Genomic DNA, 18,098 nt, shown 5'->3' with positions numbered 1-18,098 from the left:
CCCCCCTCCGTCACTTCGACGCTGAACAACCGCTCGCGTTCGCGACGTCACCTGCGTCGAGGGATAAACGGCCATGAAAGCTCTGCCCGGCGGCGGCGACAACCGTTGCGCCGGCCAATTCCGCCATCGACCGCAACGCTGACGTCGTGACGCTTCTGGCTGATCCCAGCGCTACTGCGTCGGGAACAGCGGCGGCGGAGGCGGTGACACCACCGGCACGTACGGCTTGGGTGCGTTCGGGTCCGGCGGGGGCGGTGGCGGCGGCACGCCCCACTCGTAGCCCGGCGGCATCGGGCCGTCGACCGGGTAGTACCCCGGCGGCAACGCCGGACCGCCGCCCTGCGGGGTCGTAGATGGAGTCTCTGATCCCGGCGCGTTGAGCGACTTGTACCCCGGCGGCAGGGGCGGCGGCGGGCCCGCCCCCGGCGGCGGAGCACCGGGAGGCGGCATGTTCGGCATGTCAGCGGTCCCCAGGAAGCCATAGGGATCGCGGGCCTGGTGCCAGGCGTCGCGCAGGAAGCCCAGCGGACCGTCACCGGAGCCGTACTGAGCATTGGGGATTTCGGGCACCATCGGCGGGCCCGGCGGCGCGGGAGGCGGCGCGGCGACGGCAGGGTCGACCGGCACAGCCACCGGCTGGCCGGGCGCCGGAGGCCCGGGGACGGGCGTCGGGACCGGCTGAGCGCCGGCCAGGGCGGCCAGCGTGAGCACACCGAATGCCATCGCAGCGGCGACGCCGGCGGCGCAGCGCAGAGTTCTGGCGCGCTGGTCGCGCCTGTCTGTCGTCATGGGTTCCTTCGTCGTGCCTCGAGCTCGTCCCGACTCGAGGAATGAGGCTAGCCGCTTCACGGCCGACGCGCGCCCGGTCAGCTGGAACCGGGGAGATGCGACAGCACATTCACGACGTTGCCGGCGGCGTCTTCGAAGAAGAACCGTCGCACGCCCCACTCCTCCTCGCTGAGCGGATGGACGATGCGGACGCCCGCCGCCACTGCACCTCGGTAGGCGGCCTCGACGTCGTCGACCTCGATCGACACCGTCGGGTTGACCCCCGCGCTCGCGTCCTGGGTCAGCAGGCTCAGCTGGTGGCGGCGGTCAGGGTCGGCGAGCGTCACGATCCACCCGTGATCCATCACGACGTCGAGGTCGAACACCGCGCGGTATTGCGTGACGGCGGCGGCCAGATCGACCACCGTCATGGTCGGAACCACTCGTCCGACGGTCAAATCGCCGGCCCCAACAGGTCGTCGGCGTCCTTGATCACGTAGCCGTAGCCCTGTTCGGCGAGGAACCGCTGCCGGTGTGCGGCGTACTCGGCGTCGAGGCTGTCGCGCGATACCACCGAATAGAACACCGCCCCACCGCCGTCGGCCTTGGGACGCAGCAGCCGGCCCAACCGTTGGGCTTCCTCCTGCCGTGAACCGAACGTCCCCGACACCTGCACGGCGACACTGGCCTCAGGCAGATCGATGGAGAAGTTGGCCACCTTGGACACCACCAACGTGCGGATCTCACCGGTGCGGAACGCGTCGAAGAGCTGCTCGCGCTCCGCGGTCTTCGTCGATCCCTGGATGACCGGTGCGTCCAATTCGACGCCGAGTTCGTCGAGCTGGTCGAGGTAGGCGCCGATCACCAGGGTGGGCTCCCCGGGGTGACGGTCCAGGATGGACTTCACGACGTTGATCTTGGTGTGCGCGGTCGCGCAGAGCTTGTAGCGCTCGTCCGGTTCGGCGGTGGCGTAGAGCATGCGCTCGTTGTCGGTCATCGTGACGCGCACTTCGATGCACTCCGCCGGGGCGATCCACCCCTGAGCCTCGATGTCCTTCCACGGCGCGTCGTAGCGTTTCGGGCCGATCAGCGAGAACACGTCGCCTTCGCGGCCGTCCTCGCGAATTAACGTCGCGGTGAGCCCGAGCCGTCGGCGGGACTGCAGGTCGGCCGTCATCCGGAACACCGGCGCCGGCAGCAGGTGCACCTCGTCGTAGACGATCAGCCCCCAGTCGCGGCTGTCGAACAACTCGAGGTGCTTGTATTCGCCCTTGGTGCGCCGGGTGATCACCTGGTAGGTCGCGATCGTGACCGGCCTGATCTCCTTCTTCTCGCCGGAGTACTCGCCGATTTCCTCCTCGGTCAGTGAGGTCCGGGCGATCAGCTCGCGCTTCCACTGGCGGCCGGCGACGGTGTTGGTGACCAAGATCAGCGTCGTGGCGCCGGCCTTCGCCATCGCCGCGGCACCGACCAGGGTCTTGCCCGCCCCGCACGGGAGCACGACGACGCCCGAGCCGCCGTCCCAGAACGAGTCGGCGGCCATCTGCTGGTAGTCGCGCAGCTCCCAGCCGTCCTGTTCCAGCGTGATCGGATGCGCCTCACCGTCGACGTATCCGGCCAGATCCTCTGCCGGCCAACCGATCTTGAGAAGCATCTGCTTGACCCGGCCGCGCTCGCTGTTGTGCACGATCACCGTGTCGTCGTCGATACGGGCACCGAGCATGGGCGCGATCTTCTTGTTGCGCAGCACTTCTTCGAGGACCGCGCGGTCGAAGCTGACCAATGTCAGTCCGTGGGCGGGATGTTTGACCAGCTGCAGGCGGCCGTAGCGCGCCATGGTGTCGACGATGTCGACGAGCAGCGGCTGGGGCACCGCGTACCGGGAGAACGACACGAGAGCGTCGACGACCTGTTCGGCGTCGTGGCCGGCTGCGCGGGCGTTCCACAGCGCCAGCGGGGTGATGCGGTAGGTGTGCACGTGCTCGGGGGCACGCTCGAGTTCGGCGAACGGCGCGATCGCTGCGCGCGCAGCGCCGGCCTGTTCGTGGTCGACCTCGAGCAACACGGTCTTGTCCGACTGCACGATCAATGGGCCGTCGGTCATGCGCGGCCTCGGGAGAAAGTCATCCTTCCCATTATCCGGATGACGACGACAAGCGGCCCTGTCGTCCGCGCGGCACGGTCTCCGTCTTTCGATGCCAAGCCGAGATCGGGTGCACCTGTCCTGATCCGCGTTCACAAGGAATGATCTTGACTTGCGGGGGGCTCGGGAGCTGATGGGAGCTCACAGGTGAATTTCCGCCGGCCGCTGGCCGCGGTCTTGGTCGTACTGGCCTGGGCGGTCGCTGTGCCGGTGCAAGCACAGCCCACCGCCGGTTATGACTCGGGGTTGTCGGCGCCTTTCCGAATGCCCGACGCCAGTACTGGCACCACTCGTAACGCCTTGGCCTTCAAAGCTACCCCGGACAGGGCCGCGGATGACGACGGGATCGCTATTCAACGCGCGATCCGCGCGTCCAAGCCCGGTGATGTGGTCTATTTGCCGAACGGTACGTATCACGTCCGATCCACGATCAGCCTGCAGTCCGGAGTCTCGCTCATCGGCGAGTCGCGCGACAAGACAATCGTCGCGGGCGCCTATCGATCGGTCGCCAACAGCATCATCTACGCCGCCCCGGGAGTGGGAAATCTCACTGTGTCGTCCTTCAGGCTCACCTCGTCAGGGGGCGCTGGCTTCGAGGCCGGCATCCGGTTGGGCCGTGAACACGGGGGGGCCGTGTCGCGCATCGTCGTCCGCGATCTCATGATCGATCGACATCTGCGCTTCGGTGTGCAGATGCAGAACGCTTCGCATGTCCTCGTCGCCGACAACGTCATCCGCAACGCGGCAGCCGTGGATGGAGGCGGCTCCGGGTACGGCATCCTCGTCGATCAGCCGCTCTCAAAGAACAATTGGATCCGCGGCAACGTGATCGGACCGGTGATCAGGCACGGGGTTCTGGTGCAGGAGTCGGCCAATCACAACTTGATCGAGAGCAACCGGATCACCGGCGCGGTGTCAGGCGCCATCGATATGCACGGTGAAGACGAGTACTCAAACGAGATCAGGTTCAACACAGTCTCCGACTGCGTGCGTAACGGAACTTCGGTCAGCGCAAATGGGGGCGGGATCGAGGTCGGCGAATTCAGTGGCATTGTCGGAAACGTCTTTGCTCACGACAACTCGGGTCCGCGGAACTGGATTCACCACAACGAGGTCTACAACTGCACCTATGGCTTACGTGTGGTGAACAACAGCAATCTCACCTACGTCGAAGACAACAACTTTCACCACAACGTGGTCAGTGGAATTCTCGCAGATCTAGCCCCGCTGCAAGACCTCGCCATCAGGCGCAATCTCATCACGTCGAACGGTAACGGGGTGGTGCTTGACAACGTGAAGCGTGCTGTGGTGGAGAACAACACCATCACCTCCAACCAGAGGTACGGCCTCGCGACCAATGGCGGTGTCACCGACTACGTCATCGTGGACAACCTGGTGAGTGGGAGCCTCGTCGACGTGACGCTGGGGAGTCTGGCCGGCACCTACCGGCCGGCTGCATCGAGCTGAGCGTGCGATCCCGTCCGCCGGGGGACACGAGTTCGTCAGCGAACGCCAGAAACGCGTCGTCTTCTCCGTTCGTCGATCCGATTCCGGTGGGTGTCGCGGCGAAGGTGCAGCTCATCGCTACAACGCCGCTCAATGTCGCACGTCATGTACCGGGCAGCAGCAGTCGTCGCTCGCAGAGCTACAGCTAACTCCAGAGGAGAGGAATCAATATTCAGAACGACGCGTTGCGGAATACGACCGTATTAGCTGCTGATCAGTGTTGCAGCTCACTTCCTGTGATGCTACCGTCGACTTCGTCTTAAACAACTTGGTACGGCACCGTGGATACCAGCTAATCTCAAGCAATTCACTGCGCAAGGGCCAAAAGTCCCAGGGGGAACAAGTAATGCCGGAGCAGCAACTGACAAATGGTCATCAGGCGCCAGGGAGCACGGCACTCACCGGCCGATCGGTTCACGTGGCTGAGCCGGTTACGGTGATGGGATCTCGCGGCAAGCGGCGTGCGGACGAAGCCTCAACGCCGCTGACCGTCAGCCTGGTGATCCCCGTGAAGAACGAGGCCCGAAACATCGCGTGGGTACTGGAGCACATCGCCGACGAACTCGACGAGGTGATCCTCGTCGACGGTGAATCCACGGACGCGACTCTGATCACCGCACGTCGGTACCGCCCGGACATCAAGGTGGTCGCGCAGGACGGCAAGGGCAAGGGCAGCGCACTGCGCACCGGTTTCCTCGCCGCGACCGGGGACCTGATCGTGATGATGGACGCCGACGGCAGTATGGCGCCCGACGAGATCAAGCACTACATCCACTTCCTCGCCAACGGATACGACTTCGTGAAGGGATCGCGGTTCATCCCGGGTGGCGGCTCGCTCGACATCACCGGCTTTCGGCGCCTCGGTAACCGGTTTTTGCTGGCCGTGTTCAACCACCTCTACAAAACGGAGATGACCGACCTCTGCTACGGCTTCTGCGCTTTCCACCGCCGTTACCTCGACCTCCTGGCACTGTCGGCGACCGGATTCGAGATCGAAGCCGAAATGGTCGTTCGGGCCATGCAGTCGGGCCTGCGCGTGGCCGAGGTGCCCAGCCTCGAACTCCCGCGCCGGGCTGGCAAATCCAACCTGCGGTCGATCCGTGACGGCATAAGGGTCCTGCGTACCGTTTTGCGCGGCCATCGCTCCGGCTTGAGCGGTCGCATGGTGCAGTCCGTACGCAAGCAGGTGCATGCGAACGAGCGAGTCGGGAACACTGCATGACCGACGGGCACGCTGAGGGGAGCGGGCCCGTTGCGCTGATCGTAGGTCCGGGGGATCGTTTTCTTTCGGGTGTCAGTTACTACACCGCCCTGCTGACCGCTGCGCTGGCCGACCGCGGCCCAGTGGCAGCGCTGTTACTACGTCGGCTCTGTCCCGAGCTGTTCTACCCCGGCCGGTCTCGCGTGGGGCGGACCGATGGATCTCTGCCGCTGCCGGACGTCCCCGTGTACAACGGCCTCGACTGGTTCTGGGGTCTGTCCGCATGGCGCGCTTGGCGTTTCTGGCGGCGCACCCGGCCCCGAGTCGTTGTTTTGCAGTGGTGGACCGCCACGGTTTTGCACAGCTATCTCATGTTGTCCTGGCTCGCGAAGCGAGCGGGGGCGCGGCTTGTGATCGAGTTCCACGAGATGCAGGACGTCGGCGAAGCAAGTCTTCCGTTCGTCGGCCGGTACACACGCACCGGGCTGAACATCCTGTTGAGCCGCACCGACGCGGTCGTGGTCCACTCCGACTTCGACCGTCGAGAGCTCATCGAGGCCTACCCCCGCCTTGCGGGACTGCCCATCGCGGTGGTCCCCCACGGGCCCTACGCTCATCACGGCGGAGAGTCGGCTCTGTTCGACGCCGGCCTCGACCCGCTGGTCTCCCCGGCCGACGGACCCGACCGTGAGGGCGCCGTGCGCCTCCTCATCTTCGGCGTGGTGCGGCCCTACAAGGGTCACCTGGAGCTGGCGGAAGCGGTGGAATCGCTGGTCGCGGACGGCACCGATGTACATCTCACCGTCGTCGGCGAAGTGTGGAACGGTTACCGCGAACCCCTGGACAGGCTGCAAGCTGCACTTCCCGCGCACCGCCTGACCATCGTGGACCGATATGTGGCCGACGAGGAGGTCCCGGGGTTCTTCGCCGCCGCCCACATCGTGGTGCTTCCGTATCGCCGGTCGTCGGCGTCGGGCCCGCTGCACATCGCGATGAGTCGCGGCATGCCGGTTGTCACGACGTCGGTCGGCGGACTGGTCGAGGCCACCACCGGATACACCGGAGCTGTGCTCGTGCCGCCGGAGGATGCCGTCGCGCTGGCCGACGGGATACGGACCGCGCGATCTCTCATCGGTGTCGCCCACGAAGATCCGCATTCATGGCACAGGAGTGCCGACCGCTACGCGGATCTCCTGCGCCGAATCGGAGCAGGATGGTCGACGGGCGGTTCGGCGATCATGCGAGAACACGACACTCCTCGGCCAGAGGTGGGTGCCCGGTGAGTTCTCGCCTGCGGGTCGGTGTCGTCGCCCCGCGCTTCGCGCCCTTTCGTGGCGGCGTGGAGACGTATGTGTCGTCTGCCGCTGCCGCTCTGGCCGCCCACGGCACCGACGTCACCGTCGTCACTCAGGTTCCCCGTGCCGTCGAGCTGCCGCTCCGGGAGGAGCGCGACGGCTATGTCGTGGAACGCCACCGACTACCGATTCGGAACGTCTTCGACGTCCCGGCGTGGCCCGCGGTCCGGGCGGCCTGCGGGCCCGGCCGATTCGACGTGCTGTGGCTGCACAGCTACCACACACCACTGGCCTGGTTGATCGCTGAGTGGACCGGTACGCCGATCGTTTTCACCCCGCACTATCACGGTGTGGGCCACACCCCGATGCGTCAGGCGCTGCACCATGCCTATCGGCCGGCCGGCCGGCGGCTCATGCGCCGCAGTCGCCGCGTGATCGTGGATACCCGCGCCGAGGCAGACCTCGTACTGCGGGATTTTGGTCGTGACGTGCGTGCTGAGAACGTAGTCGTGATTCCGCCCGCCGTGTCCGACCCGATGCGAGGCCGTGGGGCCCACGAACCGCAGACCCCGACCGTCCTGGCGGTGGCGCGTCAAGAACCTTACAAGCGCATCGACGTGCTGGTCAGCGCCGTGGCGCTGTTGCGCAGCCGTGGTTCCAGCGTTCGACTGGTGGTGGTTGGGGACGGTTCGGCGCTCGACGCTCATCGCGAACAGGCCCGGCAACTCGACATCGGTGATGCGGTGACGTTCACCGGAGCAGTTGACGACGAGACGCTCACCGATCTGTGGACCACGACGACGATCTATGCGACCGCCAGCGAGCAGGAGGCCTTCGGTATCGGGTTGGCCGAAGCGCTGATGGCGGGTCTCCCCGTCGTTGCCAGTGACATCCCGGCCCATCGTGAGGTCGTACGGCAGGCGGGTGCCGCGGCGGCGGCGCGGCTGTGCGGGACCGGACCGGACGCCGCGCAGGCAGCGCGGGGATTCGCCGACGCGATCGCCGATTCCGCGGCGGTGGGGGGCTCGCGAGCGGCGCGTGCTTCTCGGTGCTCACTGGCGACCGAGGACGATGTCGTCGGGCGCCTGCTCGACACGCTCACCGCAGCCAGCGAACGCGCGTCGGTGTGAGCATCTGATGACCGCTGTCCTCGATCGCCCGACGACTGCTGCGCCGGAGCGCGGCATGGCCCGCCAGCAGCTGTTCCTGATGGCGGGGGCAGCTGTCGGCGTTCCGGTGGGCGCCGTGCTGATCGTGCTCGCGTACCACCACGCGGCGAGTCTCGCCGTTCCTGACAACCTCCAATTCGCGTTGTACTGGCTGGGTTTCATCACCGGCATGCTGTCACTGGTGGCGTTGGCGTGCGCGCGACGGACCGATGCGGTCATGCGGGCCTGCGCGCTGGTGGGCGTCGGCTTATTCGGGATGGTTCCGCGGCTCCAACGGTTCGGCCCCGCCGGCTCCGACGAATTCATCCACCTGCGCCAGGCGATCGAGGCCTACTACAGCGGCGATGTGGGTCATACGTTGCTGCTACTGCCGATCAGCAAAGAATTCTTCGGCATGCACCAGCTGAGTAGCGCGGTGACCCGTCTTTCCGGTATGCCGCTGTGGTTCGCCGGAATCCTGGTGATCGCACTCGCTCACATCCTGTCGGTGCTCGCGGTGTACCAGCTGATCCGGCTCCTCGACGTGACCGCGCCCGGCGCGGCGGTGGGTACCGTCGTCTACACCCTCAATCCTTCGTGGCTGTTTTTCAGCGCTGGCTTCTCCTATGAAAGCCTTGCGCTACCGCTGGTGCTGTGGTGCTTGGCGGCGACCGTCGCCGCGGGACGCCCCACCGAACGGCCTTCCGTGCGAGCCATCGGCGCCGCGCTCCTGGCCGTAGTGGCGCTGCCGATGATCCATCACTTGAGCACGATCATCCTCGCGCTGATCCTGGCTTTGTTGATCGTCGCGCGGCTGGTGCACTGGTACCCCAGAACGCTGACCGGTGGCGTCGGCGCTTGCCGGGAACGGCTGTGGCCGCTCGCGCTGATCTGGTTCGCGCTGCTCGGCTCCATCCACTTCTGGTGGTCCGAGAAGTATGACTGGCTTCTCTCTTACTTGAGCCCCGCGTGGACGGAAGGGCTCGCGCAGCTGGGGAAGATCCTCGACGGGCTCGGAAAGTCCTCGGGGGGTAAGCGATCGCTCTTCGGTGGGTCGCTCAGTCCGGTGTACGAAATAGCCGCCGGCTATATGTATCCCTTCCTCATGCTCGGGGTCTTCTGCTGGGCTCTGTTGGTGCTTTGGCAGTACCGCCGTCGAGTGAGTACTGCCGTCTGGGGGTTTGCGGTACTGGGTGCGATGTTTTTCGCGAGCATGCCGATGCTCCTCACCAACGGCGGCGCGGAGGGTGCTCATCGGTCGTGGGGTTACAGCTTCATCGGCATCGCGGTCGTCACCGGTTTCGCGTGGTCGCACGGGCGGCACGCGCCAGGTGCGCTGGGGGGTCGGCTTCATGCGGTGGCCGCTGCATTCGGCCGCCCTCGAGTTCGTGCTGGGGTGGCCTGCGCGCTGTTCATCGTCCTGTCCATGGGCAGTGCGACGCTGGGGGTCAATCTGTCCGCTCGGTTCCCTGGAGCGCCTCAGGTGGGCGACGATGCCCGCTCGGTATCCAAAGAGGGCCGAGCGGTCGCGGAATGGATGGCCACACACGCACCGGTGGACACGCCGGTGATGGCCGACCGGTATGTCTCCACCCAGGTCGGCTCTCTCGGCCGGATGTCCGCGCTCCGACCCAGCGCGTCCTTTCCGATCTGGGACTTCTACATGAGTGCGGCGCCGGTGCGGCCGGAGGTCCTCAAGCAGGTGTGGGATTCGAAGATTCGCTATTTCGTGGTCGACTCGCGGATGGCGACCACGCGTCCGCGCATGGGTTACTGGTTCACGCGCAACGAGCCGGGCGTACGCGGTGTCGCTCCCTTCCCTCAAGCGGCGCTCGACAGGTTCGATTGCCTACCGTGGCTGCGGGGCGTATACGCCGCGGGGCCGCTGACGGTTTACGAGGTTAATCGAGATCTGCTGCGGCGTACGCAAGCTCGTAGCTGCGAGGGGGCGGCGGGGTGAAGAACGCATCTCCAGAAATCGATCTCGACGCCGAATACGCCGATGAGCGCGAGGTGAGCGAGCCACTGCCGAACTCAGTGCAGACCACCTCCTCCGATCTTCGCCGCCGCCGCCGCCGGCGGCACCGCCGGCGGCCCTGGGCGCCGGCGGCCCGGTGGCGAGGCAACGCCGCCCTGGTGCTGGACCGGGCGACCCGCCTTCGGCTGCTGATCTGGATCGTGATCGGGCTGGCGTTGCTCGGGACATCGCGGTGGCTCCAGCACGACGCGTCGTTGTTCGCCGCCCCGACCACCGCGACCGGATGGGTGGCGCTGGCCTGCGGACTGGGCGGCTTGTGGCTGGTGCCGGGGCAGTGGATGTCTGCGCTGATGATGCGCACCGGCGCGGGACTGCCCGCATGGCTCGGCACCCGCATCAGCACCACACTCGCGTGGTATGCGCTGGTAGGCCCTGTTATTCATCACTTTGGCGAAGGTGCGCAGGTCACGACGAACGGCATACTGATCGCGACGTGCGCCGCGAGCGGTGCCGTGGCGGTCGGGGTGCTGCTGGGCCTCTCGAGGTGGCCTGCGCGGCGGTGGCAGCGCCTGCTGCTGTCCGCTGCCGTGGGGGCTGCCGGAGCTCAGATCGTCATCGTCATGACGATGCGGCTGTGGACCTACGACATGAACTACGCACACATCCGCCGTCTCGACTGGCTGATCGTTCTCGGGGCCGCGGTCCTGGTCACCATGGCCACGCTGATATGGCCGATCATGCAGCCGGCCCGTACGCCGGCGAATGTACGAGGTGTCCTGGCGAGTGTGGTCGTGCTCGTCGGCACGGCCGCCGCATTGTCCTTCGTCGACGCGCATTGGTCTCCTGAACAGCAGATGCCCTCGGCATTCGCCGTCGAACAGATCCCGGCGCCTGCTGACGCCGACGTCGCCCTGTCGTTGACCGGTATCGGCGCAGAGGGGCCGCAGATGGTTCGTGATGCCCGCTTCGCCGTCTTCGACATCACCGGCCGTGAGCTCCCCGCGCAACTGCGGATCACGAACGGAACGTTGCTGGTGACGTTGCTCGAGGGGAGCCGACAGCTGGTGTGTCGCCCGGGGTCGCCACCGAAAGTGACGCTGCGCGACGGTGTCTCCGGTGTGCGGGCGCAAGCAGTTGTCCGAGACGGGTGGTGCCCTCGATGACCAGTGTGCGAACCCTGCCGTCACGCGGGCTGGTGGGGAACAGTGTCGCGCTCCTGGCGACAACACACGCGACCGCGGTGTTGGGCTACGTCTTCTGGATGCTGTGCGCGCGAGGGTTCACCCCGGGCGTCATCGGTGTCACCAATACCGTGATCTCGGCGATGACATTCGTCTCGATCGTGACGGTGTCCGGGTTCGTTCCAATGTTGACCCGACTGTTGCCCGGCGCGAGTGACGAGGAGCGCAGCGGCCTGTTCAGCACGGCTCTTCTCATCACTGCCGTTTCCTCGGGGCTGGTAGGTGCGGCCGTCGCGCCGTTCATGCCGGAGCGGCTGAAGGCCGTGATCGGCACCGGATGGCTGATCGGCTTCCTGTCGGTGGGCGCGATGGTCACGGCCCTACTGCTGGTGATCAACGCTGCACTGCTCGGCGTTCGGCGAGCCGAACTGTCCCTCGTCGGCGCCGTCGTCGGTAGCATCGCGCGGCTGGCGGCCGTCGCGGTGACATTGTCGCTGGGCGTGCTCGCAGTCGGCATAGACGGGCCGGCCAGCCATTCCATTCTGCTGATCTGGATCACGTCCCTGGCCCTGAGCATCGTGCTGTCGTTGTGGCTACTGGCGCGCGCGACAACGGAATTCCGCTTCCGGCCGCGTCTGGCGTGGTTGTCGCGGATGCGCCACTCGTTGGGCTGGGACCACCTGGCCACACTCGCCGTCCGATCGCCTGCCCTGCTGATTCCCGTCATCGCCGCGGCATACCTGCCTCCGGAGAAGATCGGTTACCTGGCCGTCGTCTTGTTGATCGGCAGCGCGTTCCTGGCTGTGGCCGCGGCGGTCTCGAACTCTCTGCTCGCAGATTGTGCAGACGGGCCGGATCGAATCCGGGCGCAGGCGCGCCGTGCGTGGCGTCTGATCGCGACGCTGCTGTTCGTCCCGGTTGTCATCACCTGCCTGCTGGCCAAAGAGGTTCTGGGATTTTTCGGCCCCGAGTACACCCACTACAGCCCGCTGCTGATCCTGTTGCTGTTCAGTACTTTTCCCGATGCTGTCATCAACGTGGGCATCGCAGTATTGCGGGTGCAAGGTGAGTTCCCGAAGGTCGCCACCGTCACAGCAGCCGGTGCGGTGATGAGCGTGGGCGGTGCTTGGGTGGCCATGCCGTACTTCGGCATGTTCGGCGCCGTCCTGGCGGTTCTGTTCTCCCAGTCTGTGGTGGCCACGATGTTCGCCGTGTTCGGCCTGCGCCGAACCGGGCCGGAGCGACGGGGAGTCCGATGACACCGATGTCTGACCGCAGAGACGCGTCGTTGCCGCGGCAGCGGACGAATGACCAGCTCGACGGCCTACGGGTCCTCCACGCCATGGACAGCTTCCTGCCGAACGTCGGCGGGCTCGAGCTCTCGATTGCAGCGCTCATGCGCACTCAGGTCGGAATGGGGCGCGTCGTCGCCATGGCGACTGCGCCTCATCCGCGCTCGCCGGCACACGAGATCGTCGACGGCGTTGCCATCCATCGGCTTCCAATGGCGATGGCGCACGTCCCCGGCGCATACGCATCGCCGACGCACCTCTTTTTCCCGCCGGTACCCGACCCGATTTTCGCCCGTGCTTTCGGCGAGCTGATCGATCAGTTCCGGCCCGATGTCATTCATGCGCGGGGATGGATTCTCTACAGCGTGCTCGGCGCCGCCCAACGAGCCGGAATACCCGTCGTCGCGAGCGCTCACGATCACAGTCAGGTGTGCGCGACCAAGGTGATGCTCCACCGGGGCGAAGAACTCTGTTCAGGGCCGGGTTTGGCGAAGTGCGTGCGGTGCGCGTATTCCCATTACGGAGCCAAGGGTGTCCCTCTGGCCGCTGGACTGCACGAGATCGGGTCGAGGCGCCACCGCCGCGTGACCGAGTGGACCGCCACCTCCTCCGCGCTCGCCGCGCGCGGGTCGGCGCCCCGCCCGGCCGATCGCAGCGCGATGACCGTCATTCCGACCTTCATCGATGACGACCTGTTGGCGCTGGCGTCCGACGATCGAACCGCCGTCCGTCCGCGTTTCGTTCCCGCCGAAGGACAGTACCTGTTCTACGCAGGCGCTCTGGGTGCGCACAAAGGCGTGGACGTCCTGCTCGATGCGTACGCACGGTTGCGCGCCGACGGCGTCACCGCGCCGCTGGTGTTGGCGGGTCTTCCGCGAGAGGACTTCCCGATGCGGGACCAGGAAGGCGTTATCGTGGCGACGGACGTTCCCTACACCGAGGTGATCGCGGCGTGGCGGCATGCGTCGGTCGGTGTGGTGCCCAGCGTCGTCCCCGAGGGCTTCGGGCGCGTCGCCGTCGAATGTCTGGCGGGTGGCACGCCCTGTGTGGTGTCCGCTCTAGGGGGACTGCTCGACATCGTCACCGATGACGTTGACGGGCTTCATGTCCGGCCCGGAAGTGCCACCGAACTGGCGTCAGCCGTGCAGCGATTGCTCTCGGACGCGGCATTGCGTGCTCGGCTGGGTTCGGCAGGACCGCGCAAAGCTGCCACCTTCACGCTGTCGCAGGTGGCACCCCGCGTGGACGAGATCTATCTGCGCGTCCTCGAAAACGTCCGCGCCGCGTCGGGCACGAGCCGATGAGAAGGGAAGCGCGTCAATGACTTCTGACGCTTCACTATGCACGAGCCAGGCGGAGCTGACCACGATTCCGCTGGTGTGGATGTATCACTCGATAGCGGAATACGACGTCGATCCCTTCGAGGTCACCATGCACCCGCATCGCTTCGAAAAACAGATGCGTTGGCTTCGCCAACGGGGACTGCGCGGCGTCTCTATGCGAGAACTGCTGCAAGCCAAGAGCGAGGGACGGGCCCGGGGACTGGTGGGGCTGACGTTCGACGACGGCTACCAGGATTTCATCACCACGGCCCTGCCCATGCTGCAGCGATTCGGTTACACCGCCTCGATCTTCGTGCTCGCCGGTCGGCTCGGAGGCACGAACGAGTGGAGCCGTCCCGGACCGGAGAAAGCTCTGTTGACCGCGGCTGAGGTCCGAGAGCTCGATCGCTCCGGAATGGAAGTGGGCTCCCATGGGCTCCAGCATGTCTCGTTGGTCAAGGCCGACGACGAACAGCTGAATGCCGAAGTGATCCGCAGTCGGGACATCCTGGCCGAGGTGCTCGGCCACGAGGTCGGTGGCTTCTGCTACCCATACGGCTATCTCGACGCCCGTGTCGTAGGCGTGGCACGTACCGCGGGCTACGACTACGCGTGCGCCGTCAAGACGAGCGCCGAGATCGGCCGGTATGCCATTCCGCGCACGCTCGTCCACGATCGCGACACCATGTGGCGACTGGACGCCAAACGAGTCGTTTCTCTTCTCACCGTCGGCAATCGCTACGGTGTGCAACATTTTCGCGGAGGTCACCAATGATGCGTGTCGTGGTCGTAGGTCAGGGATATGTCGGTCTGCCCCTTTCGGTGCGGGCCGCGCAGGTCGGACATCACGTGGTTGCGTACGACATCGACGAGAGCCGGATCAAACGACTGCAAGTCGGGGAGTCCTACATTGAGGACATCTCCGACGACGTCTTGAATGACATCCTGGCCTCCGGGACGTTTCATCCGTCGTCGGAAGCGCGTGCGTGTGCCGCCTTCGACATCGCGATCATCGCAGTCCCGACACCTTTGCGTGAGGGGGTGCCCGATCTGCGCTACATCGAGCAGTCTGCGGAGACGCTTGGGCGCTACCTGCGTCCCGGCGCGACGGTCGTGGTGGAGTCGACGACGTACCCGGGCACCACCGAGGAACTGGTGGCGCCGATCCTGCAGGACGGGTCCGGTCTCGTCGCGGGCGTCGATTTCCATCTCGGTTACAGCCCTGAACGCATCGATCCGGGCAACACCACATGGACCTTGGTGAATACGCCGAAAATCGTGTCCGGAATCGACGAGGCGTCGTTGTCAGCAGTCGACGGGTTCTACCGCACCATCGTGGAGAAGACCGTTCCCGTGGTGTCGCCCCGCGAGGCCGAATTGGCCAAGCTGCTCGAAAACACATTCCGCCACGTCAACATCGCTTTGATCAACGAAATGGCGATTTACGCCCACGAGCTCGGTATCGATGTCTGGGATGCCATCGACGCCGCATCCACCAAACCATTCGGTTTCATGCGATTCACACCCGGCCCGGGCGTTGGTGGACACTGTCTGCCGATCGACCCGTCGTATCTCTCGTGGGTGGTGGAACGCACGCTCGGCCACAGCTTCCGGTTCGTCGAACTCGCAAACGATATCAACGAACACATGCCCGATCACGTGGTGCGGCGCATCGCGGCGGCGCTGAACGACAAGAAGCGCGCCGTGAATGGCTCGCGGATCCTGCTGCTGGGAATGTCCTACAAGAAGAACACCGGCGACGCCCGGGAGTCACCCTCGGTCCGGGTGGCGCAACTGCTGTCTTCCATGGGTGCCGAAGTGCTGGGTGCCGATCCGCACATCGTCGAGGCGACGCCTATCGACAGCCTGCTGAAGCGGGTGGAAGCTACGCCCGAAGTGCTGGAGTCGGCTGACGCCGTCGTGCTTCTCACCGACCACGACGCGTTCGATTTCGAGGAGATCGTTGCTCGTTCGACGTTCATTCTCGACTGCCGCCACCGTCTGCAGGGCCCCAACGTGGAGCACCTGTGACACCACGCAGACTGGCGCGGGTGCTCGTATCGGCCCTGTCCACGGTGGCGATCCTGACGGCTGTCATGGTCGACGATGCGGGTTTGTCCAGTGCCCAATCGGGTTCGCAGCAGCGCGGATTCGCCTTCCCGACCTGGCGGGTGGACGGTTACGACGCAGCGAGTCTGGAACCCTCGCTTCGTGAGACGCTTTCTCTGGGTGCTAACTGGGTGCAGTTCACCCCTACCTGGTATCAGCAGACGCGGGCATCCAGCGAGATGTCGAGGACCGCGGGAACAGTAAGCGATTCGGGGTTGGAACGAGCGATCGGACTCGCGCACCAGGTGGGTCTGAAAGTGTTGCTCAAACCGCATGTCGACCTGCCGGTGCCGGGGCAGGACAGCCGCAACAACATCCTGCCCGACGACCGGGCAGCCTGGTTCGCCGCGTACACGGGTTTCATCACTCACTACGCAGCGATGGCGCAGCGGCTCGGGGTGGAGCAGTTCGCCGTGGGCACCGAGTTGTCCTCGATCAGCTTCGACCGGACTGCGTGGTTACAGGTCATCGACGAGGTCCGTGCCCGCTACGACGGTGTGGTTCTCTACGCCGCGGGCCGAGATTGGGAAACGGTGCCCTTCTGGGATGCGCTCGACATGATCGGCATCGATGCGTACCTGCCGTTGAGTGATGCGCCGACATCCGATGTCACTGCACTGGAACACAGTTGGAGCTCCGTGATCGGCCGGTTGGCCGCGTTGGCGGCGCAATACGGACGTCAGATACTGTTCACCGAGGCCGGCTACACAAGCCAGCGCGGCACGGTCACCGATCCCTCGAACTGGCGGATCAGCACGGAGCCGGATCAGGCCGAGCAAGCCTCGGCGTACGAGGCGCTGTTGACTGCGTTCAGCGGGCAGCCCTGGTGGGCCGGCGTGTTCTGGTGGGTCTGGATCACGCCACCCGACACTGTTGCCGAGCCGCTCGACTTCTCGCCTCGAGGAAAGACGGCCGAATCCGTCGTGCGCCAACGGTGGTCGTCATGACACAGGCGAATTCAGGCGGGATCCGCCAGGGGGAGCGATCATGAAGTTCACAGTCGTCCATCCTGGCGACCTCGGTGCCGCCGAGGTCGCGAAATGGCGAGAGATCCAGCTCGCCAACCCCGCACTGGCCAACCCCTTCCTGGCACCGGAGTTCACTGTGGCGGTGGGCAGGGTTCGGCCGGAGTCGCGGGTGGCAGTTCTGACCGAGGGGCCTGACACGGTCGGCTTCTTCCCCTTCGAGCGGCGGGGCATGGGGTTCGGCGCGCCGATCTGCGCCGGCCACAACGATTGTCAAGGACTCGTGCACGTTGCGGGCCTGGAGTGGGATGTACGCGAACTACTTCGGGCCTGTGGGCTAGCGGTCTGGGAGTTCGACCACCTTGTCGCGGGACAGGTCCCGTTCCTGCCCTACCAAAGCAGTCACCTGCTGTCGCCGATCATGGACCTGTCGGCGGGCTTCGAACCCTTTGTCGCGCAGCTGCGGCAAGGGTCGAACCGGTTGAAGAACATCTCGCGCAAGCAGCGCCGGCTCGCACGTGAAGTGGGCGAGCTGAGGTTCGACTTCGATGTGGTCGACCGCGACTTGCTGCGAACGGTCATGCAGTGGAAGTCGGCGCAGTATCTGCGAACCGGCTGGGCTGATCGGTTCGCGCGACCATGGATCGTCGAGCTCCTCGACCAGCTCGTCGCCACCCGGTCAGCGGAGTTCGCCGGTGTGCTGTCGGTGCTCTACGCCGGCGACCGGCCGGTGGCAGGGCATTTCGGCATCCGGTCGGCCAGCGTCCTCGCGCACTGGTTTCCGTCCTACGACACCGGTTACAGCGACTACTCGCCGGGGCTTGCGCTTCACCTGTCGCTCGCCGAAGGCGCAGCGGGTGCCGGAATCGGTCACATCGACATGGGGCCAGGCCCCGAGGGTTACAAGCAGTGGTTTCGCAGCCGGGACCTCGTCATCGGCCAGGGGGCCGTGGTTCGCGGGCCCACCGGTGCGGCGGCCCACTGGGTGAGGCGTGCACCTGCGAACCGGCTGCAGTCCGCCGTGGAAAGCCATCCCTCGGTGCACCGAGCCGCGAAACGGGCACGGGCGAGCTACCTGAGAGTCGATTCCGTGCTGCGGCGGCGCCGCGCGGCGGGTGCCGACGGAAGCGTGCTCGCGGCATCGGCGCAGCAAGTCACACCGCGAACCGCTTCGGGGCAGAGGTGATTCG

Annotated in this window: 15 protein-coding genes; 12 read left to right on the top strand and 3 right to left on the bottom strand. The window is 65.9% G+C overall.

Annotated features, from left to right (window positions below; translation table 11 throughout):
* Window positions 1-171: 171 nt before the first annotated feature.
* The 3 genes from ACXYX3_RS21780 to ACXYX3_RS21770 all read right to left on the bottom strand — a co-directional run bounded on the left by ACXYX3_RS21780 (window position 172) and on the right by ACXYX3_RS21770 (window position 2,872).
* The gene (locus ACXYX3_RS21780; protein WP_458608971.1) at window positions 172-789 is read right to left on the bottom strand and encodes a hypothetical protein; all 618 of its coding nucleotides are present in this window, start codon (window positions 787-789) and stop codon (window positions 172-174) included.
* Between the two features lie 77 nt (window positions 790-866).
* Window positions 867-1,226: a VOC family protein gene (locus ACXYX3_RS21775; protein WP_458608970.1), complete on the bottom strand. Its 360-nt coding sequence runs from the start codon at window positions 1,224-1,226 to the stop codon at window positions 867-869.
* Window positions 1,223-2,872, bottom strand: coding sequence for a DNA repair helicase XPB (locus ACXYX3_RS21770; protein ID WP_241203380.1), 1,650 nt, complete (start codon window positions 2,870-2,872; stop codon window positions 1,223-1,225). Before ACXYX3_RS21770 ends, ACXYX3_RS21775 begins: the two co-directional genes overlap by 4 nt.
* 186 nt (window positions 2,873-3,058) lie before the next feature.
* Here ACXYX3_RS21770 and ACXYX3_RS21765 point away from each other — a divergent pair, with 186 nt between their 5' ends.
* The 12 genes from ACXYX3_RS21765 (at window position 3,059) to ACXYX3_RS21710 (ending at window position 18,094) form a co-directional block, all read left to right on the top strand.
* The gene (locus ACXYX3_RS21765) at window positions 3,059-4,378 is read left to right on the top strand and encodes a right-handed parallel beta-helix repeat-containing protein (RefSeq protein ID WP_458608969.1); all 1,320 of its coding nucleotides are present in this window, start codon (window positions 3,059-3,061) and stop codon (window positions 4,376-4,378) included.
* A 478-nt stretch (window positions 4,379-4,856) separates the two neighbouring features.
* Window positions 4,857-5,639 carry a glycosyltransferase family 2 protein gene (locus tag ACXYX3_RS21760; RefSeq protein WP_458612180.1) on the top strand — a complete coding sequence of 261 codons (783 nt, stop codon included), beginning with the start codon at window positions 4,857-4,859 and terminating at the stop codon, window positions 5,637-5,639.
* Entirely contained in the window at window positions 5,636-6,901 is a 1,266-nt protein-coding gene (locus tag ACXYX3_RS21755) for a glycosyltransferase family 4 protein (protein WP_458608968.1), read from the top strand. The genes ACXYX3_RS21760 and ACXYX3_RS21755 overlap by 4 nt, the downstream gene beginning before the upstream one ends.
* Window positions 6,898-8,043 (top strand): glycosyltransferase family 4 protein, encoded by a 1,146-nt coding sequence (locus tag ACXYX3_RS21750; protein WP_458608967.1) that lies wholly within the window; start codon window positions 6,898-6,900, stop codon window positions 8,041-8,043. The genes ACXYX3_RS21755 and ACXYX3_RS21750 overlap by 4 nt, the downstream gene beginning before the upstream one ends.
* A 7-nt stretch (window positions 8,044-8,050) precedes the next feature.
* Window positions 8,051-10,021, top strand: coding sequence for a hypothetical protein (locus tag ACXYX3_RS21745; RefSeq protein ID WP_458608966.1), 1,971 nt, complete (start codon window positions 8,051-8,053; stop codon window positions 10,019-10,021).
* Window positions 10,018-11,202 carry a hypothetical protein gene (locus ACXYX3_RS21740; protein ID WP_458608965.1) on the top strand — a complete coding sequence of 395 codons (1,185 nt, stop codon included), beginning with the start codon at window positions 10,018-10,020 and terminating at the stop codon, window positions 11,200-11,202. Before ACXYX3_RS21745 ends, ACXYX3_RS21740 begins: the two co-directional genes overlap by 4 nt.
* Window positions 11,199-12,479: a lipopolysaccharide biosynthesis protein gene (locus ACXYX3_RS21735; protein WP_458608964.1), complete on the top strand. Its 1,281-nt coding sequence runs from the start codon at window positions 11,199-11,201 to the stop codon at window positions 12,477-12,479. The genes ACXYX3_RS21740 and ACXYX3_RS21735 overlap by 4 nt, the downstream gene beginning before the upstream one ends.
* A gap of 5 nt (window positions 12,480-12,484) precedes the next feature.
* Window positions 12,485-13,816, top strand: a complete 1,332-nt coding sequence (locus tag ACXYX3_RS21730; RefSeq protein ID WP_458608963.1) for a glycosyltransferase family 4 protein — start codon at window positions 12,485-12,487, stop codon at window positions 13,814-13,816.
* A 16-nt stretch (window positions 13,817-13,832) separates the two neighbouring features.
* Window positions 13,833-14,609: a polysaccharide deacetylase family protein gene (locus ACXYX3_RS21725; RefSeq protein WP_458608962.1), complete on the top strand. Its 777-nt coding sequence runs from the start codon at window positions 13,833-13,835 to the stop codon at window positions 14,607-14,609.
* A complete protein-coding gene (locus ACXYX3_RS21720) occupies window positions 14,606-15,865 on the top strand; it encodes a nucleotide sugar dehydrogenase (protein WP_458612179.1) in 1,260 nt (419 codons plus the stop codon). Before ACXYX3_RS21725 ends, ACXYX3_RS21720 begins: the two co-directional genes overlap by 4 nt.
* 20 nt (window positions 15,866-15,885) lie before the next feature.
* The gene (locus ACXYX3_RS21715; RefSeq protein WP_458608961.1) at window positions 15,886-16,890 is read left to right on the top strand and encodes a glycoside hydrolase family 113; all 1,005 of its coding nucleotides are present in this window, start codon (window positions 15,886-15,888) and stop codon (window positions 16,888-16,890) included.
* A gap of 40 nt (window positions 16,891-16,930) precedes the next feature.
* Window positions 16,931-18,094 carry a GNAT family N-acetyltransferase gene (locus ACXYX3_RS21710; RefSeq protein ID WP_458608960.1) on the top strand — a complete coding sequence of 388 codons (1,164 nt, stop codon included), beginning with the start codon at window positions 16,931-16,933 and terminating at the stop codon, window positions 18,092-18,094.
* Window positions 18,095-18,098 lie beyond the last annotated feature (4 nt).

The organism is Mycobacterium sp. Panama NTM2, from assembly GCF_054355555.1.
This window is presented reverse-complemented; position numbering and strand designations above follow the sequence as displayed.

Coding starts and splice junctions, on each gene's coding strand:
- ACXYX3_RS21780 (WP_458608971.1), bottom strand. CDS start 789: ATGACGACAGACAGGCGCGACCAGCGCGCCAGAACTCTGCGCTGCGCC.
- ACXYX3_RS21770 (WP_241203380.1), bottom strand. CDS start 2,872: ATGACCGACGGCCCATTGATCGTGCAGTCGGACAAGACCGTGTTGCTC.
- ACXYX3_RS21760 (WP_458612180.1), top strand. CDS start 4,857: ATGGGATCTCGCGGCAAGCGGCGTGCGGACGAAGCCTCAACGCCGCTG.
- ACXYX3_RS21755 (WP_458608968.1), top strand. CDS start 5,636: ATGACCGACGGGCACGCTGAGGGGAGCGGGCCCGTTGCGCTGATCGTA.
- ACXYX3_RS21745 (WP_458608966.1), top strand. CDS start 8,051: ATGACCGCTGTCCTCGATCGCCCGACGACTGCTGCGCCGGAGCGCGGC.
- ACXYX3_RS21735 (WP_458608964.1), top strand. CDS start 11,199: ATGACCAGTGTGCGAACCCTGCCGTCACGCGGGCTGGTGGGGAACAGT.
- ACXYX3_RS21730 (WP_458608963.1), top strand. CDS start 12,485: ATGTCTGACCGCAGAGACGCGTCGTTGCCGCGGCAGCGGACGAATGAC.
- ACXYX3_RS21725 (WP_458608962.1), top strand. CDS start 13,833: ATGACTTCTGACGCTTCACTATGCACGAGCCAGGCGGAGCTGACCACG.
- ACXYX3_RS21720 (WP_458612179.1), top strand. CDS start 14,606: ATGATGCGTGTCGTGGTCGTAGGTCAGGGATATGTCGGTCTGCCCCTT.
- ACXYX3_RS21710 (WP_458608960.1), top strand. CDS start 16,931: ATGAAGTTCACAGTCGTCCATCCTGGCGACCTCGGTGCCGCCGAGGTC.